Raw genomic sequence first — 16,978 nt, 5'->3', positions numbered from 1 at the left:
TTCCTATTCCAGTCCCTTATCGGTACGGCGCAGAATAACACCCTCACGCAGAGCCCACGGGCAGATCTCCAGCTTCTCAATTCCCAGGGCACGCATGCTCGCCTCGGCCACAAGAGCGCCCGCGACGATTTGGTGCGATCGGGTAGAACTTACACCCTCAAGGTCCGCTCTGTCAGCTGCAGTCATGCGGGAGATGAAGGAAATCAGCTGCCGGAGACCCGGTGCGGTGAGCGTGCGCTTGACGTAGGGGCCCGCCGAGGACGGCGCCGCACCGGTGAGTCGTGCCAGCGTACGGAAGGTTTTTGAGGTTCCCACGCTCAGGCCGGCGGGGCCGAGGGCGCGCATCTGATCGGCGACACCTACCAATTCCGCATCAATGTAGTCACGGAGAAGGTTTACCTTGGACTTCTCCGGCGGATCGGTATTGAACCAATTGTGGGTCAGGCGTCCCGCGCCGAGGTCGAGGGAGAAGGCGAGCTCCGGGTGCTCGTCGGTACCGGTGGACAGCTCCAGGGAACCGCCGCCGATGTCGAGGTTGGTGATGCGGCCGGCGGACCAGCCGTACCAACGGCGCACCGCCAGGAAGGTCAGGCGCGCCTCTTCCTCGCCGGAGAGGATTTCCAGGCGGACGCCGGTCTGCTTCTCCACCTCGTCGAGGATCTCGGCCGAGTTCGGGGCGGAGCGCACCGCGGAGGTGGCAAAGGCCATGAACTCGTCACAGCCGAGCTTCTCGCCCAGCTCGTTGGCCTCGCCCACGGCATTGATGAGCTTTTTGAGACCCTTCTCGTGGATGTTGCCCTTCTTGTCCAGCTGTTCCACCAGACGCAGCGGAGTCTTCCAATCGCTCATCGGAGTGGGCCGGCCACCGGTCGCGGCATCAACCGCAACGAGGTGGACGGTATTGCTTCCGACGTCTAATACACCTAATCGCACGCTTCCAGAGTAGTAGGTCTACCGTGGGTAGGTGTGAATCGCCCGAAATCAAACGAGGTTTACCTGGGTTTTCCAGCCTCCTCCCCCGCCGCTGCCTCCATCCGTGCCGGCCGCGAAAAGGCCCCCGACTTCCCGCGCGAGTGGTTCGAGTTCACCGATCCGCACGACCCGCTGCACGTGTTCTCCGTCGATCTCACCTGGCTTGAATCGCACTATGCGTGCCAGTTCGGAACCGAGCGCTGCCACGGCATTGATAAGAACCAGCCGGACGTCGGCTGTTGCGTCCACGGCGCTTACATGGCGGATGAGACGGACCGGGAGCAGCTTCGCGACGCCGTGACGCGCATGCCCGCACGCTACTGGCAGCACCGCCCGGAGGGCGTGGACGAGTACCTGGAGAGCGACTCCGACGAGCTGGAGCCCTGGCTGGAATGGGACGAGGGCGAAGACGGCGAGGAGCCGGAGCTCAAGACGCCCATTGTGGGCGGTGCGTGCATCTTTGCCAACCGCGCCGGCTGGGCCACGGGCGCGGGCTGCGCCCTCCACCAGTGGGCGATCGACGCCGGTGAGGAGCTCACCGTGGTCAAGCCGGAGGTGTGCTGGCAGCTGCCGATTCGCCGCCACGAGGACTACGAGGAGCGCACCGACGGCGAGGAGATTCTGCGCACCACCATCGGCGAATATGACCGCCGCGGCTGGGGCAACGGCGGCGAGGACTTCGACTGGTACTGCTCGGCCGATCCGTCCTGCCACATCGCGGAAGAACCGCTGTGGAAGTCGCAGAAAACGGAGCTCATCGCCCTGCTGGGTGAGGAGTGCTACGACATCCTCGCCCGCCACCTTGCGGCCCGCGAGCGCTCCGGGGTGGAGTTCCCGCAGCACCCGGCGGACTAAACGCCTGCGGACTACGCGTCGAACTTGTAGCCCAGGCCGCGGACGGTGACCAGGTTCTGCGGGTGCGAGGGCTCGGATTCGATCTTGGAGCGCAGGCGCTTGACGTGGACGTCGAGCGTCTTGGTATCGCCCACGTAGTCCGCACCCCAGATGCGGTCAATGAGCTGGCCGCGGGTAAGCACGCGTCCGGCATTGCGCAGGAGGTACTCGAGGAGGTCGAACTCCTTCAGCGGCATGGAGACCGGTTCGCCGTCGACAAGCACGGTGTGGCGCTCCACGTCCATGCGCACGCGGCCGCCCTCCAGAATCTGCTCGTCCGGCTCCTCCTCGCTACCCTCGGAGCTGACCTCGCTGCCGCGGCGCAGCACGGCGCGGATGCGGGCGATGAGCTCACGGGAGGAATACGGCTTGGTCACGTAATCGTCGGCGCCGAGCTCCAGGCCCACCACCTTGTCAATCTCCGAGTCGCGGGCGGTAACCATGATGACCGGGACCGAGGAGGTAGCGCGCAGCTGCTTGCACACGTCGGTGCCGGACATGCCCGGCAGCATCAGGTCCAACAGGACGATGTCCACGGAGTTTGCCTCGAACTGCTCGAGCGCACTCGGCCCATCGGGCGCGAGGAGGACGTCGAAGCCCTCCTTGCGGAGGAGGAATGCGAGGGGATCGGCCAGCGACTCTTCATCTTCGACGATGAGGATGGTGGTCATTGAGCTTTATCCTTTCGACGTGCGGCAACGCGCGCGACGGCGCGCTGCAAGCCAGGAGCGGCGGAGCTGACGGCCCCGTCTTCTTTATTATCCTGATTCTCTACAGTATCCGCTGGCTTTTCTTCTGTGTAGATAGGGAGCTCGATTGTGAACGTCGAACCCGTCCCAGGCCGGGACCACAGCTTGATGTTGCCGCCGTGGTTTGCCACCACGTGCTTGACAATGGCCAGCCCCAACCCGGTTCCGCCGGTCTGGCGCGAGCGCGCCTTGTCCACGCGGAAGAAGCGCTCGAACACGCGCTTCTGGTCCTCCGGGGCGATGCCAATGCCGCGATCGGTCACGCGCACGAGGACGACGTTGCCACCCACCACCTTCTGCGTCACGGACACCGGCATCTCATCCGGCGAATAGTGGATGGCATTGGAGATGAGGTTCGACACTGCGGTGATGAGCAGGGACTCATCCGCCATCACCTGCACGCCAACGGACTCGCCGCGGGTGAGCCGATTGTGGTGGTTGTCTGCGGCCACCTGGTTGCGGGCAATGGCCGCATCAACAATGTCATCCAGGCTGACCGGCTCCATCTCCGGCAGCGCCTCCGCGCCCTGCAGCTTGGACAGCGAGATGAGCTCGCTGACCATCTCCGCCATGCGGGCGGCCTCCTTTTGGATCTTGCCGCCGAAGTACTCCACGTGGTCCTGGTCACCGGTGTCCTGGAGCAGGGCCTCCGCCAGCAGGGCGATACCCCCGACCGGGGTCTTAAGCTCGTGGGAGACGTTGGCCACGAAGTCACGGCGCGCGGACTCCATGCGCACGGACTCGGACTCGTCGGTGCCGTAGACGATGACGAAGCGGTCGTCGTTCAGCGTCAGCGGCTTGACCACCGCGCGGACCTGGGTCACGCGGTTTCCCGTGCGCCGCTTCGGGATGGCCAGGTCCAGCGTGCGGGTCTCCTTGTCCTCGAAGACCTCCTGCGCCACGGACCACACGTCCGGGTTCACGGCGCGGTCGTGCACCATCGACATCTCGTGGGCGGTGGGGTTGGAGAAGATGATCTCCTTGCCCTTGGACAGCACCGTGATGCCGGAGGGCGAGCCGCCCACGGCGAGGTGCAGCACCTGGCTCACGCTGGTGACCTGGTTGGAGTCGGAATCGCGGGCGCGCCGACGGTCGAGCCGCTCTCGGACACGCGTAATCACCGGTATGGCCAGCCCGCAGGCCACCACACCGGCGAGGAAAGCAAGGAGCATCAGTTCCACGACGAGTCACACCCTAAAATAATCCCCAAGGAGTATAGACTCCCTGGGGATTAAGCGCAGCGAAAAGTAAGGGCAGATTTACTTCTTAGCGCCCTGTGCGGCCACGGCGGCAGCACCAGCAGCGGCTGCCTCCGGGTCGAGGTAGGTACCGCCCGGGTTGACGACGGATCCGTCTTCCTTGATCTCGTAGACCAGCGGGATACCGGTCGGGATATTCAGGCCCGCGATGTCATCATCGGAGATGTTATCCAGGTGCTTGACCAGCGCGCGCAGGGAGTTTCCGTGTGCGGCGATGAGGACGGTCTCGCCCTTCTTGGCGCGCGGGAGGATCTCCTCCTCGAAGTAGGGCACGAAGCGCTCGACGACGTCCTTGAGGCACTCGGTGCGCGGAACCTGATCCAGGTTGGCGTAGCGCGGGTCCCCGGACTGGGAGAACTCTGCGCCGTCCTCGAGCTCCGGCGGCGGGGTGCCGTAGGAGCGGCGCCATGCCATGAACTGCTCCTCGCCGTACTTGTCCTTGGTCTCGGACTTGTTCAGGCCCTGCAGAGCGCCGTAGTGACGCTCGTTGAGGCGCCAGTCACGCACGACCGGGATCCAGTGGCGGTCAGCCGCGTTGAGGGCGATGTTGGCGGTGCGGATGGCACGGCGCAGCAGGGAGGTGTACACAACCTCCGGCAGGATGCCCTGCTCCTTGAGCAGCTCGCCACCACGCTTAGCCTCACTCTCACCCTTGGCGGTGAGGTTGACGTCTACCCAACCGGTGAACTGGTTGGATTCGTTCCATTCGGACTGTCCGTGTCGAAGAAGAATCAGCTTTCCGTTAGTCATAAACACCAGCATGCCACGTTTTTCGACGGCCCGCCTGTGAACCCGAGCACACCACCCCTAAGTGTGGGTTTGTGCCCGCTTGTGTGGGGTTAGTAGCCGCTTGCCCGGCGCGAGTGGCAGTCCGGGATCTCGATGCTCATGGCGTCGGCGTAGATGTTTTCCAGCTGTGCTGCGGCCGCCGCCCAGCTGAACTGCTGGGCGTGATCGACGGCGGCTTCGCCCATGGCGATGCGCCGGGGATCGTCGTCAAGCAACTGCTCCAGCGCGTCCGCCCAGTCCTCCGCCGCGTGGGAGTGCACGAGCAGGCCCGTGTCCCCGTCCGCCACGGCGATGGGCAGGCCACCCACTGCGGCCGCCACGACCGGTGTGCCCGAGGCCTGCGCCTCCATCGCCACCAGGCCGAAGGACTCGTTGTAGCTGGGTACCGCCACGATGTCCGCGGCCTGGTAGATGGCCACGAGCTCCTGCGGCGGGCGCGGGTTCAAGAAACGCACGGTGCGCTCCACACCCAGCTCGCAGGCGAGGGCGTGGTAGGTGTCCGGGGAGGAGTTCGCCCCCGACGGACCGCCGCAGATAACCACGCGCAGGTTGCGGTCCGGGTCGCGCTCCATGAGCTCCGCGGTCGCGCGGATGAGCACTTCCGGGCCCTTGAACTTCTGCAGGCGGCCGACGAACGCCACCACCTTCGTGTGCAGCGGAATGCCCAGCTGGCGGCGGGCACGCTCCGTCATACGGTCCGTGCCCGGCGTGTAGAGCTCCGTGTCGGCACCCGGGGAGACCACCACGATGTTTTCCTCGGAGGCGTCGTAGTGCTCCACCAGGTCCCGCGTCTCCTGGGCGGTGTTGACCACCAGGATGTCGGCGTTATCCACCAGCTGCTGCTCGCAGATGCGGCGCGCCTCCGTCTCCGCGGTGTCATCGAGCGTGCGGTGCGAGTTCTTCACCGCCGCCAGCGTGTGCGCGGTGTGCACCAGCGGCACGTCCCACAGGTCCCGCAGCAGCCACCCCACCTGGCCGGAGAGCCAGTAGTGGGAATGGATGACGTCATAGTCCACGTCAAAACAGCGCGCGAAGTTGCAGATGCCACCGGTAAAAGCCGCGAGCTGCGTGGGCAGCTCCTCCTTGCTCAGGCCCTCGTAGGGGCCGGCGATGATGTTGATGACACGCAGGTGCTCCTCGACGTCCACCACTTCCCCCTGGCTCGGACGCGTGGCGCGGGTGAAAATATCCACGTCCACGCCGAGGCGGGCGAGCTGGCGGGCGGTGTTGAGAACGTAGACGTTCATCCCGCCCGCATCGCCCGATCCGGGCTGTTCCAGGGGCGAGGTGTGCATGGAAATCATCGCGATGCGCATAGTTGCCCAGTGTAACCGCATTCGCCCCGCGTTATACTGGCCCGTGCCCAAAGTTACGCGACCGAAAGGTGAACCGATGTCGGCATTTGAGTCCAAGGCGTGGCTCCAGCATTACCCGGAGTGGACTCCGCACAGCCTGGAGTACGGAGACACCACGCTTCTCGACGTCTACGACAACAACCTCGCCCTGAGCCCCGACAAGCCCGCGACGTACTTCTTCGGCCGCACGCAAAGCTACGCGGAGCTGGACAAGCAGGTCCGCCGCGCCGCCGCCGGCCTGCGCGCCTTCGGCGTTCGCCCGGGCGACCGCGTGGCCATCGTGGCCCCGAACTGCCCGCAGTTCATCGCCTCCTTCTGGGCCGTTCTCAAGCTCGGCGCCATCGCCGTGCTGCACAACCCGCTCTACACCGCGCACGAGCTGGAGGGCCTGTTCCAGAACCACGGGGCGCGCATCGCCATCTCCTGGGACAAGACGGCCTCCACCCTGGAGAAGCTGCGCGCGACCACCAGCTTGGAGACGGTCGTGTCCATCAACATGGTCAACGCCATGCCCACCGCCCAGCGCCTGGCGCTGCGCCTGCCCATCCCGCCGCTGAAGTCCAAGCGCGATCAGCTCACCGCCCCGGCGCCGAACACGGTGCCGTGGGAATCCCTGGTAGGCAACGCCATCGGCGGCGACGGTTCCGACGTGGTCTCCCCGGAGGAGGTCACCAAGGACAGCACCGCGATCATCATGTACACCTCCGGCACCACCGGCAAGCCGAAGGGCGCGGAGCTGACCCACGGCAACCTCTTTGCCAACATCCTCATGGGCAAGCACTGGGTGCCGCAGTTGGGCGATTCCCCGGAGCGCATGCTGGCCGCCCTGCCCTTCTTCCACGCCTACGGCCTGACCATGAACGCCACCCTGGCCCCGCTCATCGCCAGCGAGCTAGTACTCCTGCCCAGCCCGCAGATGCCGCTCATCATGGACCTGATGAAGAAGCACACCCCGACGTGGGTGCCGGGCGTGCCGACGCTCTACGAGCGCATCGTGGCCAAGGCGGAGGAGAACGACGTATCCCTCGACGGCGTGCGCGCCGCCTTCTCCGGTGCGTCCACCCTACCGGTGGAGACCGTGGAGAAGTGGGAGAAGTACACCGGCGGCATGCTGGTGGAGGGCTACGGCCTCACGGAATGCTCCCCCATCATCGTGGGCAACCCCATGACCTCCGCCCGCCGCCCGGGCTATGTGGGCATCCCCTTCCCGGACACCGAGATTCGCATCGCCAACCCGGAGAACCTGGATGAGACCATGCCGGACGGCGAGGAGGGCGAGGTCCTGGCCCGCGGCCCGCAGGTGTTCAAGGGCTACTTCGGCGACGAGGAGGCCACCCAGAAGGCCTTCCACGGCGACTGGTTCCGCACCGGTGACATGGGCGTGATGGAGGACGATGGCTTCATCCGCTTGGTCAGCCGCATCAAGGAAATCATCATCACCGGTGGCTTTAACGTGTACCCGGGCGAGGTGGAAGAAGTGCTCACCTCCCACCCGGACGTGGACCAGGCCGCCGTGGTGGGCCGCCCGCGCTCGGACGGCTCGGAGGACGTCGTGGCCTGTGTCATTCTTGCCGACGGTGCCGCAATGGACCCGGAGGGCCTCAAGGACTACTGCCGCGAGCGCCTCACCCGCTACAAGGTTCCGCGCACCTTCTACCACTTCGAGGAGCTGGCCACCGACCAGCTGGGCAAGGTTCGCCGTCGCGAGGTACAAAAAGACCTGCTCAAGCGCCTGCAGGCAGAGAAGTAAGCAGAAGAAGCAGCTGCCGCTTCTCCCGCGAGCCCGGTCCGAACGATGACGTTCTGGCCGGGCTTTCGCGCGTTTTCTCCCGCACTCCGTAACTTTGCAAAGTTTTGCGAGATACAAGTCACAATTTGGTTATACTGTTCCACACAGAACTACTTTGCACCCCTAAGGAGTCCGCCGAGATGACCGACGTCCCCGCTCACGCACCGTCCGCCTACGAGACGAAGGCTTGGCTGCAGTACTACCCTGAATGGACCAAACCGCACCTGGACTACGGCGAGAAGACTCTGCTGGACTCCTACCAGGAAACCATCGACGACAAGGGCGACCGGCCCGCCACCTGGTTCTTCGGCGCCCAGATGACCTACCGCGAGCTGGATACCCACGTGCGCGCCGCTGCCGCAGGCCTCAAGGCCTTCGGCATCCGCCCGGGCGACCGCGTAGCGGTGGCCCTGCCCAACTGCCCGCAACACGTGGCGGTGTTCTACGCCATCCTCAAGCTGGGGGCGACCGTGGTAGAGCACAACCCGCTGTATACCGCCGCGGAGCTGGAGCCGCTGTTCAAGGACCACGCCGCCCGCGTGGCCGTGGTGTGGGACAAGGCCACACCGACCTTTGAGAAGCTGCGCAGCTCCACCCCGCTGGAAACCATCGTGACGGTCAACATGATCGACGCCATGCCGCGCCGCACCCAGCTGCTCCTGCGGCTGCCGGTACCATTCATCAAGGACAAGCGCGAGGAGCTCTCCGTCGACGCTCCCAACACCGTGCCGTGGAGCGCGCTGACCGGCCGCGCCATCGGCGGCTACGGCCACGACCTCCCCGACCCGGAGGTGGATCTCAACGACACCGCACTTATCCTCTACACCTCCGGCACCACCGGAACGCCCAAGGGCGCGCAGCTGACCCACTCCAACCTGTACTGCAACATGAAGATGGCGGAGTCCTGGGTGCCGGAGCTAGGGGACAAGCCCGAGCGCATGCTGGCCGCACTTCCCCTCTTCCACGTCTACGGCCTCACGCTCATCGCGGCCCTCGGCGTACACATCGGCGGCGAGCTCGTCCTTACTCCCGCGCCGAAGATTCCGCTCCTACTGGACATCATGAAGAAGCGCCGCCCCACCTGGATGCCGGGCGTGCCCACCATCTACGCCAAGGTCATGGAGGCGGCCAAGGAGAAGGGCATTGATCTCAAGGGCATCAACAACAGCCTCTCCGGCGCGGCCGCGCTGCCGCAGGAGATCGTCGAGGAGTGGGAGGCGCTCACCGGCGGCCTGCTGGTGGAGGGCTACGGCCTCACGGAGACCTCCCCCATCGTCACCGCGAACCCACTCAACAAGAACCGCCGCCCGGGCTACATCGGCATCCCCTTCCCGGATACGGAGGTGCGCATCGGCAACCCGGACAACCTGGATGAGACGCAGCCGGACGGCACGGCGGGCGAGCTGCTCGTGCGCGGCCCGCAGGTGTTCAAGGGCTATTTCAACATGCCGGAGGCCACCAAGAATGCCTTCCACAACGGCTGGTACCGCACGGGTGACATGGCAATTATGGAGTCGGACGGCTTCATCAAGATCGTCTCCCGCATCAAGGAGATGATCATCACCGGCGGCTTCAACATCTACCCGGCCGAGGTGGAAGACGTCATCCGCGAGCACCCAGACGTCAACTCTGTGGCCGTGGTGGGCCTACCCCGCGAGGACGGCTCGGAGGACGTGGTGGCGTGCATCGTGCTTAACGACGGCGCCGTGCTCGACCCCGAGGGACTCAAGGACTACTGCCGCGAGCGGCTCACCCGCTACAAGGTGCCCCGCCGCTTCTACCACTTCGAGCACCTCGCCTCGGACCAGCTGGGCAAGGTCCGCCGCCGCGAGGTGCAGAAGGAGCTGATGGCGCTCATCGAGGAGCACGGGAAGGCCTAGGCCGCGCGGTCGACGTAGCGCGTGAAGCGGCCCGGGTTGAAGGTGTCATAGAACTCCTCGCCGGCCCACAACAGCTGGCTCACCAGGGAACTGAGCTGGTGATCCAGCTGCGCGTCCGTGTAGCCCCACCCAGTGGGGATGCGCGCGGTGGTCACGAGGACGAGGTCTTCTTCGCCGTCGAGGGCGAGGATGTCGTCGTCGGCAAGCTCGGCGTCCACGTGCACCGCCTCAATGCGGGCGGAGACGGCGTACTGATCGGCGTTCTTAAGCTCCGCCCAGCGCACCAGCGAGTCGAGGTCGCACACGCAGCGGCCGGAGGGGGTGACCAGGCTCAGCTCGATATCGCCGGAGTCATCGGTCGCTGCCTGCACGGTGATCGTGTGGTCATCGATGATGATGCTCACGGTGCCGTCCCCATGATTGAGCACGTACACTGGGGTGTCCACCATGGCCAGGCGCGTGGCGCGCTGGTGCACCCGCCACATCCCGACCACGGATACCTCGTAGGCCTCGCTGAAATAGTGCGTAGGCACGGGCTTGAGCGCCGCCCCGCGCAGGGGCTGCGAGGGGTGCTCAGGGAAGAGGTCATCGAAGAGCTCGAACGCTTCCGACAGGGACTTTGCGTAGGCGGAGACAATGCTCTTCAGCTGCGCGTTCGTGGCTGTCGACGGCAAGTACGGCGCCGCGAAGACGCGCAGGTGCGAGTGCTCCTGGGAGCTGCCGCAGGTCTCCGCCACGACGTTGCCGGAGATTCCCCCGCCGTTAAGATCGTTGATGTCCATGCGCAACGGCTTCCGGTCCGGATCAAAGCACACCGTGCCATCCCAGTAGCCCAGGACGCAGAGACCGCCCAGCTCCTCGTTGATGTCGATGCTCATGTAGCCGCCCGGGATCCGGATGGTGGGCAGGCCCAGGTAGTTCTTATCCAGCGTGCCGGCTAGTTTCTCCATCACCTTCATCACGCGCCGCTTGCTCAGGCGGGCGGGAATCTTGGCAGGTTTGTTCGTTGACGTGTCAGGTGCAGTGTGAGACATGGTCCCCCCTAGGTATTTTTTAGTGTCATCCACTGAGCAAGCTGGTGATGAGGTCCCCGAAAAGCATCACTCTCCCCCGAGCTGCTGCAGTGCAGCCAAGGATACAAAAGGTTGCCGCACTCCGCGCGGCGAGGAAAACCAAGGCACCCCCGCCCAGCAAGCAGAAGTCCCATTCCGCCATTATTATCGCTTCTACCTGCCCCGTCCCTGCACCCACCGCGAAGGCTCGCCGCCATGACTCTGCCTCCGAATCCGCCGCATACACAGTCCGAACCGCTGAATGCACAGAAGCCCCGGGACGTCCTGGGGCTTGCCACCATTCTGGTCTCCGTCCTCGGCGGCGTCCTTGGCTGCGTATTCGGCGCGGGGCTTATCAACTGGTGCGTGCTCGCCCTCGGCTTCCTGGGCGGCCTCATTGCCCTGGCCATGAGCAAGAGGTCGGGCGCGCTCGGCACCGCCGCAATGTTCCTCGCCCTGGTGGGAACGGTGCTGACCACCATCGCCACCCTGACGTTTCACACCGCCGACCCCGAGGATCCCGAACCGGAAGCGGCACCGACAACGACACCGACAACGCCCACCCCCGACCTGAAGGACGCTCCCCCGCCGCAGGACAACCACATCATGGACGGCCGCGAGACGGTGGAACTAGACGTCGGCGGCGGCACCTACGACGCCATCGCAGAAGGCGAGCCCGGTTCCCACACAGCACCGATAGAGCCCGGCGTCGTCGCGCACAGTGGCGACTGGTCCCTCCTGGTGACCGACATCAATATGGATGCCAACGAGGACGTCGCGGCGGCCAGCCCCAAGAACGACAAGCCGCAGGAAGGCCGGAAGTACATCACCTTCACCTACACCCAGCGCTACGAAGGCACCGAGGAGGCCGCGAAGGCCTCCGCCGCGATTGTCTACCAGGACCCCGATGGCGAACTCCGCGACGATCACCACCTGCACTCTTTCGACGGCTACTTCAGCACCTATTACCCGTTCCGGCCAGGTGAGACGAGGAGCGGCGCCGTCGTCGTCACCGTGCCGGAGGACAACCCGTACGACGGACGCATCGAGGCGTACCTCCCCAATACCATGACGCCGGTCTACTTCTCCTTGGGTGACAAGCCGTACACGGCCTAGAAGACACAGCCCGGGCGGGAGGTCTCCCGAGCGCCTGCCCGCCCCTTCTTCCCTCGTCTTATTCTCGCATTACACTAGGAAACCATGACGCAGCAGCCTTTCCCGCACTCCTCCTCGCACCAGTCCCCCGGAAGCTCCTACTCCGCGCCATACGGTCAGCAGCACCAGGCCTACTCGCCCTACGGCCAGGCGCAGCCGCCGAAGAAGGAAACCAACGTCCTCGGCATTGTCGCCTTCATCCTCTCCATCGTAGGATTCGTTCTCTCCTGCATCCCGTTCATCTTCGTGCTCGGCTGGGTGGTGCTCTTCGTCGCCTTCGTCTTAAGCATCGTGGCGCTGTGCCTGGAGAACAAGTCCAAGCTGTGGGGCGTGATTGCCTTGATCTCCACCATCGTCGGCGGCATTCTCAGCGCCATCGTCATGATGGCGCTCACCTTTGGCATCTTCGCCACCTACGAGGACCCCTACGCCACCGATGACTCCAGCTGGTACCCGGGCGAGGCCACCGATACCTACCCCACCGAGGCGTTCGAGAACACCTAGGCCGAAGCCTCGGCAGAGCCGCTGTCCTGCACCGGCTCCTTGTGTTCCTTGTGCTTTTTGTGCTCCGCGTTCTCATAGATTTCGATCGCCCTGTGCTCTAGGCGCTTTTGGGCGCGGGCCTGCGCGGTGGAGGAGGAATCTGAGCGCGGCGGGGCTTGGATGAAGCGCTGCGAGTGCATGCCCAGCTGCAGCTCCTTGGCGCGCAATACCTCGGCGTCGATCTTGATGCCGATGATGAGGACGGTATTCATCAGCCAGATGGCCACGAACACCGCCAAGACGGTACTGATGGCGCCGTAGGCGCTGGCCCCAGCCAGGTACTTGAGGTACAGGCCCACCAGGCCCCAGGACACCACGGTGCCCACCAGAGCCACCACGGAACCGTAGGTGATCCACCGGAAGCGGCTCGGCCGCACGTTAGGGCTGAAGTGGTACAGCACCGCAATGAGCGTGAGCACCACGACGACCGTGACGGGGAAGCGCAGCCAATTCCACACCGGGAGGAAGATCTTGACCAGGTAGGTCGCGGTATCCTCCATGCCCACCTGGCGCGCGAGGGGATAGATAGCCTCGCTGACGATGGTGTCCCGCAGCAGGTTGGCAAAGAGCACGACGACCGCGCCGACGACGATGATGGCGGTCAGGCCCCACATGAGCGCCCAGGTGCGGATGATCCCGCGGCCCTCCACGCGGCCGTAGACCGTGTTGGCGGTACGGGAGAACGCCCGCACATACGCCGAGGCGGAAAACAGGGAGATGGCAAGGGAAATGATTAACGCCAGCGTGCCTTGGGAGCTCGAGCCAACGATGGCGCCCACCAGGGAGTTGGCCTCCTCCGACAGGGAACTGGGGATGTATTGCTCGATGAACTCCGAGGTCAGCTCCTCCACCTCTGCCTGGCGGGAGGAGAAGATGAGCGTGGCAATGGAGTAGGCGGCCAGCACCGTGGGCGCAAAGGCCATGAGCGTGAAATAGGTCATTCCCGCGGCGCGGTCCATGAAGGCGTCGTGAAAGAAGTCATTCCACGTGCGGCGCAGGACCAGGCTCCAGCTCTGCCGGCGCAGGCGGTTTCCCTTGGCAAAGGGATCGCGCCCATCGACGTGGCCTTGGACTTCGAGGATGGTCGAACTCTTCCACGGCACGATGGTGTCTGGTTCCTCGGCCGGGACTGCGTTGCCGCGGATCTCCTCGTCGCTCATATCTGTCCAGCGTATGCGGTACAGCCCGCGTTCAGGGGCAAGACACTCGGAGCCCACGCGGGCAGTAGTTACACTGGGCAAGTATGACTGAGAACAACACTGGCAACAGCACCGAGAACAAGATCAACGTCAAGTCCTTCGAGCTCGACCACCGCAAGGTAGCTGCTCCTTATATTCGCGTCGCCGACCGTACCGACCTGGGCGGCGGGGTTGAGATCATCAAGTATGACCTTCGCTTCTGCCAGCCTAATCAGGAGCACCTGGATACCAAGGCCCTGCACTCGGTAGAGCACATGATGGCCAACTTCATGCGCAACTACACCGACAAGCTCATCGGCTTTGCCCCGATGGGCTGCCGCACCGGCTTCTACGCCATCACCAACGGCATGGAGCAGGACGAGCTGCTCCGCGCCGTCGAGGGCGCTCTAGACGATATCCTCAACGCCACCGAGGTTCCCGCCGCCAACGAAGTGCAGTGCGGCTGGGGTGAGCACCACTCCCTCGAGGGCGCACAGGAGGCCGCACGCAACTTCCTGGCGGCCAAGGATGAGTGGCTCAACGTCATGGCCTAAGCGGCCGTGGCATCGGGGGCTGGGCTTCGATCTGCCTTAGGACCCAAGTCGCCGGATCTGAATGCGCGCGAAGAACAGCCCGGCGACGCCGAGCCCCAAGGAGCTCGCCATCAAGGTGCAGCGCGCTGCGCTGAACTCCGCGAACAGGCCTGGGACTAACAGGATCGCCACCGCGCAAAGAAGGGCCGAAATAAAGAGAAGGAGGGCAAAGAGTACGTCTTTGGGGATATACATGCGAGGTCCTTTCTGGCCGCCTAGTGTGTGCGGCGGCAAGCTAGCAATTCAACGCTATTTTAAATATTTCGCACTTATATTTCTACCCCAAGCCAGATGGGCTCCGGCTCCAGCGTGACGCCAAAGGCCTTGTCCACCCCGGCGCGGATCTCGCGGGCCAGCGCCACGATATCGTCCGTGGTAGCTTCGCCGCGGTTGGTCAGCGCCAGGGTGTGCTTGGTGGACAGGGTCGCCCGCGCACCGGTGTCCGCACCTGGGTAGCCCTTGACAAAGCCGGCGCGCTCAATGAGCCAGGCGGCGGAGAGCTTTTCCATCTTCCCCTGCGCGGTGTCCTCTCCCGACGTGGTGGTCCCACCCACCACGTGGCGGGGCATGCGGTCTGCATCCTCGTCGCCGCGGGCGGCGCGGACGGTGTCCTGAATGGAATCGGCCACCTGGGAGTCCACGATGGGGTTGGTGAAGAAAGAGCCGGCTGACCAGGTGTCATGGTCCTCCGGGTCGAGCACCATGCCCTTGCCGCGGCGCAGCTGCAGCACCTGGGCGCGGACCTCGGCCACGCCGCGGCGCTCCCCGGGGGTTTGGGTGAGCTGGCCAAAGCGCAGGGGCTTCGACAAGCCGTCGGTGGTGAGCTGCAGCTCGATGGCCAGCACCACGCCGCGGCCGGTGAACTTCAGGTTGGAATAGCGATAGGCCAGCTCCAAGTCCTCGGCGGGCACCCAGGAGGCGGTGCGGGTGGCACGGTCGTAGAGGTAGACCTGCGTGAGGACGTCGGACGTCTCGGCGCCATACGCTCCCACGTTCTGCACCGGCACAGCACCCGCATTGCCCGGGATCCCGGAGAGGCACTCGATACCGCCCAGGCCGCACTCCACGGACAGGGCCACCACGTCATCCCACACGGCACCTGCCTCCGCGCGGACGATGCCGCTGGCCACGGAGGCGTCGATGTCCTCGAAATCCAGGCGCACGACCACCACGTCACGCGGACCCTCCGCTACGACGAGGTTGGAGCCGCCGCCCACTACCAGGTAGTCCTGGGAGGCGTCGTCCAGCGCGGACAGCGCCTCGATGGCCGCCTGCGCGTTGGCACAGTGCACCGTCACCAGCGGGGATCCACCGATGCGCAGGGTGGTGAGATCAGCAAACGTGGTCTCGGAATCGAGCTCCACACCGTCAATGTCAGCGAGAGTCATAAATTTATCTAACACGTGTACCAAGGTAGTCTGTAACTCATGTCAACCCGTAGCGAAAACACCGTAACCATCAACCAGCCCATCGCCAAGGTGCACGAGGCCCTTACTACCGAGGGGTACTGGGAGCACATCGCTGCCAAGCTCTCCCCGGAGCCGGGCACCGTGCACGAGTTCACCGGCAACACCGCCGTGCTGTATGAGGTGCTGCCGACCTCCCTGCTGCCGGAGGCAGTGCGCGCCATGGTGTCCCAGTCCCTCAAGGAGAAGCGCACCGTGACCATCGGCGAGGTTGTCGATGATCAGATGTCCGTCTCCTTTACCGCCGACGTCAAGGGAACCCCGGTCGACTTCAAGGGCGATATCACCTACAAGGCTCAGGGCGAGACCACCGTACTTGACTACGTCACCGAGGTGTCCGTCAACATCCCGATGATGGGCGCTGCCATCGAGCCGAAGGTGGCTGAGGCTCTGCAGGAGCTCTACACCAACGAGGCCAAGCTCACCGAAGAGTGGATCTCCGCCAACCTCTAAGACACGCTCTACAGCAACGTTCTACAACGACTCTGTTGTCATGGCCGATCACGCACACAACCTGAAAGCTCAGGACAGTGCGGGTCGGCCTTTTGGCGTCATTACCCGGGGAACGACCAACCCCAACCGGCTGCGGCGCTGCGACCGGTGGATGGTGTCCCATCCGGAGATCTCCTCCCTGCTGCGCTCCACCAAGCAACCGCTGGCGCTCGACGTGGGCTACGGTGCCTCCCACACCACGACAGTGGAGTGGGCCGGCTGGCTGCGCAGCGTCAACCCGGCCACGCGGGTGACAGGCCTGGAGATCTCCCCCGAGCGCGTGCTGCCACCGCGCGACGGCGTGACGTTTGAGCTGGGTGGCTTCGAGCTGGCCGGCTACCGCCCGCAGCTAGTCCGCGCGTTTAACGTGCTGCGCCAGTACGACGTGGACCAGGTGGACAAGGCGTGGTCCACGGTGACCTCGCGGCTGGCCCCCGGCGGGTTCTTCGTGGAGGGCACGTGCGACGAGCTGGGCCGCAGAGCCGCCTGGGTGCTGCTGGGCGCCGACGGCCCCCGCTCCCTGAGCCTGGCGTGGGATCCCTTCGACGTGGAGCGCCCCAGCGACCTGGCGGAGCGCCTCCCCAAAATCCTCATCCACCGCAACGTGCCGGGCGAGCCCATCCACGAGCTTTTGCAGGCGGCTGACGACGCCTGGGATCGCGCCGCCGGCTGGGCTCCCTACGGCCCGCGGGTGCGCTGGCGCATGGCCCGCGCCCAGCTGCGCCAGACCGTCCCGGTTCACCCGGTACGCCGCCGCCTGCGGGATAACGTGCTCACAGTGGATTGGGACGCTGTGGTTGGCTAACTCCAAG

General features: G+C 65.0%; 17 protein-coding genes. 8 read left to right on the top strand and 9 right to left on the bottom strand.

The genetic code is table 11. The features are described 5' to 3' along the window. Positions 1-3: 3 nt before the first annotated feature. On the bottom strand, positions 4-933 hold the full coding sequence (locus ACKFR8_RS10435; protein ID WP_306507940.1) for a Ppx/GppA phosphatase family protein: 930 nt from the start codon (positions 931-933) through the stop codon (positions 4-6). Between the two features lie 33 nt (positions 934-966). Here ACKFR8_RS10435 and ACKFR8_RS10430 point away from each other — a divergent pair, with 33 nt between their 5' ends. After that, a complete protein-coding gene (locus ACKFR8_RS10430; RefSeq protein WP_408930008.1) occupies positions 967-1,827 on the top strand; it encodes a hypothetical protein in 861 nt (286 codons plus the stop codon). Positions 1,828-1,838: 11 nt separating this feature from the next. On the opposite strand, the gene ACKFR8_RS10425 is transcribed toward ACKFR8_RS10430, so the two are convergent. The 4 genes from ACKFR8_RS10425 to mshA form a co-directional block, all read right to left on the bottom strand. Then, positions 1,839-2,537, bottom strand: coding sequence for a response regulator transcription factor (locus ACKFR8_RS10425; protein WP_408930007.1), 699 nt, complete (start codon positions 2,535-2,537; stop codon positions 1,839-1,841). Further along, positions 2,534-3,787, bottom strand: a complete 1,254-nt coding sequence (locus ACKFR8_RS10420; protein WP_408931012.1) for a sensor histidine kinase — start codon at positions 3,785-3,787, stop codon at positions 2,534-2,536. Before ACKFR8_RS10420 ends, ACKFR8_RS10425 begins: the two co-directional genes overlap by 4 nt. A gap of 87 nt (positions 3,788-3,874) precedes the next feature. Then, positions 3,875-4,624: a phosphoglyceromutase gene (locus tag ACKFR8_RS10415; protein ID WP_296134655.1), complete on the bottom strand. Its 750-nt coding sequence runs from the start codon at positions 4,622-4,624 to the stop codon at positions 3,875-3,877. Between the two features lie 89 nt (positions 4,625-4,713). Beyond that, complete coding sequence (gene mshA, locus ACKFR8_RS10410) at positions 4,714-5,979, bottom strand: D-inositol-3-phosphate glycosyltransferase (protein ID WP_408930006.1); 1,266 nt, start codon at positions 5,977-5,979, stop codon at positions 4,714-4,716. A 76-nt stretch (positions 5,980-6,055) separates the two neighbouring features. Here mshA and ACKFR8_RS10405 point away from each other — a divergent pair, with 76 nt between their 5' ends. Both ACKFR8_RS10405 and ACKFR8_RS10400 read left to right on the top strand, forming a co-directional pair. Further along, positions 6,056-7,768 (top strand): long-chain-fatty-acid--CoA ligase, encoded by a 1,713-nt coding sequence (locus ACKFR8_RS10405; RefSeq protein WP_408930005.1) that lies wholly within the window; start codon positions 6,056-6,058, stop codon positions 7,766-7,768. Positions 7,769-7,947: 179 nt separating this feature from the next. Beyond that, complete coding sequence (locus ACKFR8_RS10400; protein ID WP_408930004.1) at positions 7,948-9,687, top strand: long-chain-fatty-acid--CoA ligase; 1,740 nt, start codon at positions 7,948-7,950, stop codon at positions 9,685-9,687. Here ACKFR8_RS10400 and ACKFR8_RS10395 read toward each other — a convergent pair. Continuing rightward, positions 9,684-10,721, bottom strand: coding sequence for a hypothetical protein (locus ACKFR8_RS10395; protein ID WP_408930003.1), 1,038 nt, complete (start codon positions 10,719-10,721; stop codon positions 9,684-9,686). The genes ACKFR8_RS10400 and ACKFR8_RS10395 overlap by 4 nt on opposite strands. A 234-nt stretch (positions 10,722-10,955) precedes the next feature. On the opposite strand from ACKFR8_RS10395, the gene ACKFR8_RS10390 reads away from it, so the two are divergent. Further along, complete coding sequence (locus ACKFR8_RS10390) at positions 10,956-11,855, top strand: hypothetical protein (RefSeq protein WP_408930002.1); 900 nt, start codon at positions 10,956-10,958, stop codon at positions 11,853-11,855. An 84-nt stretch (positions 11,856-11,939) separates the two neighbouring features. After that, positions 11,940-12,398: a hypothetical protein gene (locus ACKFR8_RS10385; protein ID WP_408930001.1), complete on the top strand. Its 459-nt coding sequence runs from the start codon at positions 11,940-11,942 to the stop codon at positions 12,396-12,398. Here ACKFR8_RS10385 and ACKFR8_RS10380 read toward each other — a convergent pair. Further along, positions 12,395-13,597 (bottom strand): YihY/virulence factor BrkB family protein, encoded by a 1,203-nt coding sequence (locus tag ACKFR8_RS10380; RefSeq protein ID WP_408930000.1) that lies wholly within the window; start codon positions 13,595-13,597, stop codon positions 12,395-12,397. The genes ACKFR8_RS10385 and ACKFR8_RS10380 overlap by 4 nt on opposite strands. Positions 13,598-13,680: 83 nt before the next feature. Here ACKFR8_RS10380 and ACKFR8_RS10375 point away from each other — a divergent pair, with 83 nt between their 5' ends. Next, on the top strand, positions 13,681-14,169 hold the full coding sequence (locus ACKFR8_RS10375) for an S-ribosylhomocysteine lyase (RefSeq protein ID WP_408929999.1): 489 nt from the start codon (positions 13,681-13,683) through the stop codon (positions 14,167-14,169). A gap of 36 nt (positions 14,170-14,205) precedes the next feature. Here the strand turns inward: ACKFR8_RS10375 and ACKFR8_RS10370 are convergent, their stop codons facing one another. Then, a complete protein-coding gene (locus ACKFR8_RS10370) occupies positions 14,206-14,403 on the bottom strand; it encodes a hypothetical protein (RefSeq protein WP_408929998.1) in 198 nt (65 codons plus the stop codon). 74 nt (positions 14,404-14,477) lie between these two features. Further along, positions 14,478-15,611, bottom strand: coding sequence for a UDP-N-acetylmuramate dehydrogenase (locus ACKFR8_RS10365; RefSeq protein WP_408929997.1), 1,134 nt, complete (start codon positions 15,609-15,611; stop codon positions 14,478-14,480). A gap of 24 nt (positions 15,612-15,635) precedes the next feature. Here ACKFR8_RS10365 and ACKFR8_RS10360 point away from each other — a divergent pair, with 24 nt between their 5' ends. Next, positions 15,636-16,127, top strand: coding sequence for a DUF2505 domain-containing protein (locus ACKFR8_RS10360; RefSeq protein WP_408929996.1), 492 nt, complete (start codon positions 15,636-15,638; stop codon positions 16,125-16,127). Positions 16,128-16,167: 40 nt separating this feature from the next. Further along, on the top strand, positions 16,168-16,971 hold the full coding sequence (locus tag ACKFR8_RS10355) for a class I SAM-dependent methyltransferase (RefSeq protein WP_408929995.1): 804 nt from the start codon (positions 16,168-16,170) through the stop codon (positions 16,969-16,971). Positions 16,972-16,978 lie beyond the last annotated feature (7 nt).

The sequence above is a fragment of the Corynebacterium axilliensis genome (assembly GCF_046097495.1).
Classification (GTDB): Bacteria; Actinomycetota; Actinomycetes; order Mycobacteriales; family Mycobacteriaceae; genus Corynebacterium.
This window is presented reverse-complemented; position numbering and strand designations above follow the sequence as displayed.